Here is an 8,309-nt window from a genome sequence, read left to right as displayed (position 1 = left end):
TGGAGTGCTTGGTTTGACAACAACTTTAACTGGAACTTCTTGGCTAACTCTATCGGTTCTATCTTTCTCAAAGACATTTGCAATGTAAGTACGGGTACCAATACTTGTCACATCTGGTGTCGTTTTCCACGCAGCGTCAAAATCACTTGGGAACGTCTGTTCAGTCCCTCTTTCAGTATAAGAAATTCCATCTTTCGGATTTGATTTCAATTGTTCAAGTTCTGCGCTACCTCTTACACCCGTAATTGTCTTCCCTGTAAAGTTACGGTCTTTGGCAACATATACAGAAGCTGCATCGCTCGTCGCATCAAAGACGGTTTGAGTCACCCTTACTGGTACAGTTGAAGAACCTGGTAGACTTGATTGCTCTGTTTGACGTAGATAGCGCCCCTCAGGCAATGCATAGCTCCACTGTCCGTTTACAGGAGTTACGTCTACTCGACCTTGTGTTCCTCGTCCATCTTGGAATTGAATAGTTACTTTGGTCGCATTCTGAAGAGCGGTTCCTGAAATTGTACGGTCAGCATCTGACAGCTTATTATCATGAGTAAACGTAACTGTCGGAACTTCTGGTTTGGCTACAACCGCATGAGAAATATCAATAGTAGAACCATCCGGGAAGTTAATCACAGCTACTTTCGCCTTATCGTCCGTAGTTCCTACTGTATATCTTGTCGATGCTGGAAGCACCGTGCCATTTAGCTCTTGGATTTTATCTTTAAAGCTTGTTTTGGCTGTTGGTGTAAAGTTACCATTCGTGATTGCTGCATCATTATAGGTGACTTTTTCTTCAGCTGTTGGGTACTTGACAGTGTCACGATAATAGTCCGCATGGCTCTGAATCACGACATTTCTTTCAAGAAGATTAGACTCTGCTCTTGCAGCATCTATCGTTGACAAAACAAGAGTATAGTTACCTGGAGCGATTCGACCATTTGCTTGAGCACTGACAGGAGTTCCTTCAATATTATTAGCAATATCTCGACCAGTGAATACACGAACACGAAGTCTTCCTCTGTTAGAAGCGGCATAACCTACAGTCAATCCGTTATCATCTTCCACATCCTCTCCCTTGAACAAGTCTTTCAACTCATCTACAGTAGGCGATGGGATTTTTTGCCCGTTTTGTACTTCTTTGCCAGTTTCCCAAGAAACTGTCGGAATGGTATTGGTTGGTTCTTCAGATAAAATCCAATCTAGGTCAGAAACACGCCCAACTGAAACCGGTCCATTGATGTTTCCACCATTGTAGTAGTGAGCTCGGAACTTCACATTTCCCCTATCAGAACCAATAGTAAACGGTGAGCTATACAAAGCAGCATCTGTATCTTTGACCTGGAGGGTAACCTTAGTCATAGATGGATTATCCGGATCTGCTTCACTTACTAGTTCTAGTTTGTTCGCCTTATCTGCATCCGTAGATAGCGTCCATGTGTCGCCAACTTTCTTCAGACCGATATCCACTCCACCGCGAGCAGTTGTTCCTCCGATACGGATGTATCCAGAAGTTGTATCATGCGGAATGTGAACTGTAATCTTACGTCCTGCTTGGAGTGGTGTATCGATAATTGCACGTCCCATTACAACACCAACATTCGTTGCTTCAGACTCTACATTATTTTTCACTTGCACAAGACTCACTGGAGTAGCGGTGTATTTGGCATTAAAGCGTGAGCTTGTTTGTGTTAGGAACTCATCTGCTCCAAGCTTATAAGTCCAACTACCGTCTGCTTCAGGAATGATTTCTTTGATGCTACCATTTTGTAAGGTCAATTTCACTTTTTCTGCACCTGGCATAGCCTGACCAGAAATGGTACGTGCAGTTGACAAGAGACCTGGTGTTACATTCGGACGACTCTCTAAATCATTCACCGTTGGTGCTGTTGGTTTAGAGATAACTGTTACATTCACAGTTTCACTTGACCCATCTTGGTAAGTCAAGGTAGTTGCAACAACTTTAGTCGTTCCTGCAGCAATAGCGGTTTGTGGATTTTTAGCTACAACGGATTGTTTGGTTGCGACTGTTACACCTGTAGCTAATTGCTCATTTGTAGGTGTCGCACCCGCAGCGATAACAACATTTTGGGTTGTTGGAGCTGTGTGTTCTGGGATGTTGTGATTTACGCTATTTGCTTGAGACTGAACATCATTTTTTCCTCTAGTAGAGGCTGTTGTGATAGCTGTATCTCTATTTACTTTTGTGTAGTCAAATGTAACCTTGCCATTTGCTAGGCTGACACCATCTGGTAAGTTTGTTTTAGATGTCCAATTAGTTCCTTCTTTAGTCAAGGTTACTGTGGTGCTGGTATTTTGTTTGTTCTTATAAGTTAAGGTCACATCTTCTGCATCTGTTGGTAAGGTAACTTCTACATCACCATTTTGACGTGTAGCACTAGTTGTTACGCTCGGTTGTTCAAACTTGGCTTTACTTTCTACTGTAACAGTTGTTCTATCGTCATTTGATGCGATGACAGAAACGGTTGTTCCGTCAGCCACCAAACCTTTTGGCAAGGTAAAGCGATTACCATTAGCAGTAATACCTGTCACATTTCCCCAACGTCCTTGGGCGTCCTTGCTATAGTGAAGTGTTTCAGTTGTATTATTTCGCTGGTTGCGGTAGGTCAAATCAAACTTGGTAGCCGTATCTGGTACAGTAATATCAACTGAACCATCTGCTTGGGCTACATTCGTCAAGCCTTCCAAGCGTCCTAAAACTTTATGAAAGGCATTCTCAGATGGTTTGGTTTGTCCTTCTCTTCTCTGATTGGCTACGACTTGCGAACCAATTTTAGCTACTCCATATGGGATACGAACTAGGGCTGTTCCATCGTCACTACTTGTAACAGAGACCTCTGGGGTCGCTTGCGCTTGATCCTTCTCCCAACTGTTTCCTTTTTTAGAAAGCATGAAACTTCGGAAAGAGTTCCTTAAATCACTAAATAATACAGTTGCCTTATCCGCGTTTCCTTGTCCTACTTTTATGGTTACGCCCAAGTCTTCTGGGCTTTGGCTAATCTCTGGTTTGTTTGGATGTTGAACCGTTGGACCTGTCGGTACCTCTATCTTGCTTTCCTCACTGTATTCTGTATTGGCATCTACTTTTTGGCTAGCAAAAATTTCTGTTCCTCTCTTAGCTGTACCGTAAGGGATATGAACCGTTGCTGTTCCTGTATTTCCAGCATCTTCTGTTACGACGATAGTGGTATCTTGATTCGGATTGTCTTTTTCCCAACGACTATTGACCTTGCTAAAACCAACAGTCTTGTCAATTCCAGCTTCATCTGTATAGCGAACTTGCGCCTTATCCGCTTGTAAGTGACCGATAGAAGCTGTAATTTCATTCGTTCCCTTGTCTAGTTCTGGACTCTTGGTAAACTGAGGGTAAGTAGCTTCCAGAGTGTCATCACTCAAAGCAGAGACGTACTTATCGACAATTTGATTTGTATCAGTATTGACCATAGCCACAACCAGATGCAAGGGTTTCCTTTTCAATTGTTCCCGCTTGAAGTCCCCTGCTCTAGCAGATATAAATTCAGCAGTTCCACCTTCTTTAACTATTGTCTCTGCTACAATATGATCTTTAAAGTCAACTGCTTTTTTACTACCAGAATCTGAATCGTCAACATTTCGACCACCATCTACTAAGAAAGCCTTCCATTTATGTTTATTGTCAATGCCACGAGCGTTACTAACATTGATTCCTTTAGCTCGAATAACAATTGGTGGCTGTTCTGTTGCAAGAGGAACCAGAGCCTTACCCTTGAGCTTTTCTGGAGTGGCGACATAGTCTTCTGCTGGATTTTTGTCAAAGCTACCTGAGTTTGGCGGGAAATTTATATTCATTCGGTATTCTTTTACATTCCCTAAACTATCAGTAGCAGCGACGACGATAGAATAACCACCTGAGTTTCCTCCTGGAGATCTTAAGTTGACCCCTAGTGTCGTGTCGCCTTGTTGTCCATAATGTTCTTTAGTTTCTTCTTTTAGCCCACCCAAAACAGTGACATTCAAGCTCTTAAGCCCTTTTGGACTCTTAGCTCTAAATCCTATCAAAACGTCACTTCCGGCTGGTAGGTTAAAGTCCGTATTGTTATTTAAAGCAGGTTTATTCTTCCATTTTGTATCGTTTTGTCCGCCAATAGCACCAATACGCTCTATAACAATTCCCGATGCATCTTTTTCTGACGATCGGTCTGAATAGACACCCTCACGTTTTGTACCATTCTGTTCATACCAAGTGCCGTTAGCCTTTTGCTTGACGTAATAATTTGCATAGTCAACAGCGACATTGTTAAAAGTAACGGTTCCTCCTTGGTTCCCTGAAGAGATACTAGATACCAGGGTGTCGTTTTGTCCCTCACTGCCTTTTTTATAGAGTTCAACAGTCGTATTGCTATCCACATTGGATACTCTAATATTCGTAGTTGTCCCAGCCGCTGTGCTCAAGTTTGTATCAATAATTGGTTTCTTCGGTTTTGTTACAAAATGGATTTCTCCTCCATTATAAGAACCATCTGTATATGAAACTTTATATTTATAAGTATGAACACCAGGTGTAGAGATAGCGTCTTTTGTTATGTTTTCTTTGCTGATTTCATCCGCACCTTTGTACCAAGTGATATTTTGCCCTGCAGCTTCTGCATCGTGTATAGCTGCTTCTTTATCTAATACCCTATCAGCTTCATCTACATATTCGCTATACGATTTTACATCAAGCTCGAATGCGCCATCCGAACCTCTATTATCACTAGCAGTTAACACTCCCTTAACTCCAGAGTTCAGAGGATTATCATCATATTTAGCATAAGAGTAAGCTTTATTGTTACCATCTGTTTTAACGACACTACCTTCTCCATATAAACCACTATTTGTGAAGTAAGCGGTATTTTTATCAACTTCGTAGTAACCGTTTCCTTTAAGGCGGAATTTAGTTCTATCTGCGAAACCTTTTTCAGAATTCGTTCTGGCATGTAAAACTAAACCATAGTTAGCTCTACCATCTATAAACCCTTTTATAGCAGCTAGATATGATAACTTATCTAAATCAGTATTTCCTGTAGTTTGGAAAGTAATTCGGTATTTGTTATTTCCAGCTACACGACCATAATAAGTCGTCCCGTTGGAATCTATAACTTGTTTTAGTTTAGCATCTCCTAAAAGACGTTCCGAAGTGTCATGAAGTTCGTCATACCTACCTCTGTCGTTTCCACCTCCCCTAGAGTAGTAAGCATCTCTAAACTTTCCAGCTTCTCCAGTTACAAAATCCTGAAGCGTTCTAACACTATAATAATTTGGTTGTGACGAATGTCTCCCAATATTCTGTGCATTCGTATTAGCTGGCGTTCCTTTAGCTACATTTTGTGCATTAGCCCTTTTTAAAGATGCGCTCAGCTCATCATCACTTCCACTAGCACTAATAGAGTGTGAAGTAGTACCTGAATCATCCGTTTTAGTTACAGTTACTGTACCTGGTTTTATAGTTTGTCCACTAGGTACAGTAAAAATAAAGCTAAGTCCATCTACAAATTGTCTACCCTTGTTAATTTCAATATCCCAATTAAATCCATTCCCTGTTGGAGTAACTTTTGCTGTTAAATAGCTTTCTAAGCCTTTTACTAACTCAGGTATCCCTGCACCTTGAGGTCTTTTTAAGTTAAAGAAAGCAAGAGTATAACGACTATAAGGACTGTCAGGGTCTTGACCTCTTTCAAAATAATATCTATATTTATTTTTATAAATTCCCGTTCCTGCTCTATTTTGGTCAGCAGAACGTGTCGTACGAGTTAGTGCGCCTGCTGACACATTGCGGAAACCTGACCATCCTGTAGTGTTGGTTCGTGGTTGGATAGTTACATTGTCAGCTATTGCTGATTCATCCTCAATTGGAATAGCTTCATAGTCAGATGAACCACCATTCGAAGCTCGTGGTTCAAGGGGATTTGAAACAACCGCTCCATTAGCCTCTTTTTCAGAGAGGACTCCTTCAATCAGTTCACGTGATTTTTTCAGATCTGCTAGGGCAGCATTAAAATCTTCTTGACTGATGGTGTAGCCTTTAGAGAAGGCTTCATTGAACTTATCAACAGCTGCCTTGGCTGCTTGGATTTTATCTGCTGACGCTCCGTTAGCTCGGAGTTGCTCAGTGATGAACTCTAATTCATCTTTTAGTCCATAAACACCATTTTCACCTTCTGTATTGGTGTAGGTTGGGAGTGCCTGCGGAGTCGTTTGAGAGTTCGTCCCAGCAGCTGTTGTGTTTCCTCCAGCAGATGGATTGGCTTGATTTTCATCTGACGTAGGCGCGCTCAAAGCTCTTCTACGACCTTTCCCTCCACTTGCTTGATTAGTCGTAGCTCCCTCTGGACTAGCAAGTCCAGTAGATGCCAAACCTGTAGATGTGAGACCCGCATTTTCCAAGATTGTTGGAGTTTCTAGGCTAGGTGTCAAGGCTTGATTAACACGGCTGATTAGGGCTTCCATAGCTCTTGTTTGCTCGTCAACCTGTGCTTGTGTCGCTTTAGGGTCGCTCAAAACTGCATTAGCTGCTGCTAGACCCGCTTCCACTTCGTCGTGAAGAGCCTTCATAGAGTCTAGGGTTAAGTTTGCCAACAAAGCTTGCAAATTGCTTTGGCTTGATTTGGCTGCCTCTGTATTAGCAGTAAAAGTCGGCTGGTCTTGCTCTTTTACCTCTCCTCCTTGAGGAGTTTCTTGAGCAGGCTCTGACTGGCTAGAGTTAGAGTCTACTTCAGCAGGTTCAGCTACTGCTTGCCCTTGATTGACTTCCTCAGCTGGCACCTCTTGTGCTTTTAGCTGGTCGGCTGATCTGAGTTCAGCTGACTGGTCAGTCAGAGCTTTCTTGGAGTCTCCCTCATCCGAGGTCCCTGAATCCCCATCTGCATTGCCATCAGAACCTGCCGTAACAACATCACTTGCCGTAGCTGGAGTAATTGTCTCACTCGCCGCTACAGCCCCATTCGCAAAAAACATCAAGGCTGCAACAGCAACACTGGCAGCACCAAAATGATATTTACGAATAGAGTAACGGAAAATCTTTTCCCCGTTATCATCACGATATGATTTTTTCATGATTGAATTACCTCTCATTTTTCCTTTCTGGAGGTACTAAAAAATACCCCCCCCTTAAATATTTTAGGTATTTAAGAAAGGATATGTTTCTTTTTATTTCGACACTTGTCAAAAGACAAATTTCGAGACAGTATTATTATATCCTATTTTTACAAATTTGAACAGCAAAATGCGAACTTTTTTAGCAATATTATCACTTATTTTTATAGGTGGTTTTTGAGATTCTATTTCAGAAAAAAACTGATTAAGAAGTCTTCAAGAAAGCAGCAAAATACCCTCTATCAGTGCTCTCCCTCCTGGTATCGTAACTCTTATAGCAGATTGAAATAAGATGTGAACAAATTGAGTAGGAAAGTTAAAGTAATCTCTAACAATGTTTTGGCAGTAGTTGTTTGGCGTGTGTACTATTCTAGTTTCAATCTACTATACTAAAAACGGCTTGAAAGGTTTATCACATGAAAAAGGACAGCAAAAAAAGCCAACTGAACAAAATCAAGTGACTCAAGCCTAAAAATTATATCAAAAATAAGAACTAGATAAAGCGATTGTAACAAACACATTCATTTCTAGCAATGTTTTAGTAATAGTGGTATGGTGTGGCGTGTGTACGGTTCTAGTCTCAATCTATTGTGTTTCAAAAAAACGAAGCAAAAAAGCTTCCTTGACCCGACGAGTCAGGTCTTCCATGAGTTTGACTTGCTCATCAACCTGTGCTTGCGTCGCTTTTGGATTCTCTAAGACCGCCTTAGCCTTTGCGAGACCTTCTTCGACTTCAGTGTGGAGAGCCTTCATGGAGTCTAAGGTCAGATTTGCCAACAAAGCTTCGAGGCTTCTTTGGGCCGATTTGGCTGCACTTGTGTCAGCTACTGGCGCTGATACTTCCTGATCCTTTTCCTTCGCCACTTGAGGAACTTCTACGTTCTCATCTATCTTAGTCTCAGGCTGAGGACTTTTAACTTCAGCTTCTGATTCTTCTTGACTTCCTTCTTCAGTTTTAGCTTCTGGAGCGCTAGATTCTCCTGCTGATTTGAGGCCAACAGGCTGTTCAACTACTGCCGTTTTCTCAGGATTCTCCTCATCTGAGTCCTGTGGATCCCCATCTGAATTTCCAGAAGGTCCAGCAACTACATCACTAGCTGTTACTGGAGACACTGCAGGGGCCTGCGCTTGCACCCCATTCGCAAAGAACATCAGAGCCGCCACTGCAACACTAGCAGCTCCAA

At 41.9% G+C, this 8,309-nt stretch carries 1 protein-coding gene and 1 pseudogene; both read right to left on the bottom strand.

Translation table 11 applies throughout. The features are described from left to right. A partial coding sequence (locus HT730_RS09180; RefSeq protein WP_173307408.1) for a YSIRK-type signal peptide-containing protein occupies window positions 1–7,086 on the bottom strand: 7,086 nt, incomplete at its 3' end. A 624-nt stretch (window positions 7,087–7,710) separates the two neighbouring features. Further along, a pseudogene (locus HT730_RS10575) lies at window positions 7,711–8,309 on the bottom strand (hypothetical protein); the annotation flags it as partial.

This window comes from Streptococcus sp. k-628, assembly GCF_013277475.1.
In the GTDB taxonomy this organism is placed as follows: domain Bacteria; phylum Bacillota; class Bacilli; order Lactobacillales; family Streptococcaceae; genus Streptococcus.
Note: the sequence above shows the minus strand (reverse complement) of the source record. Positions and strands in the feature narration are given on the sequence as shown.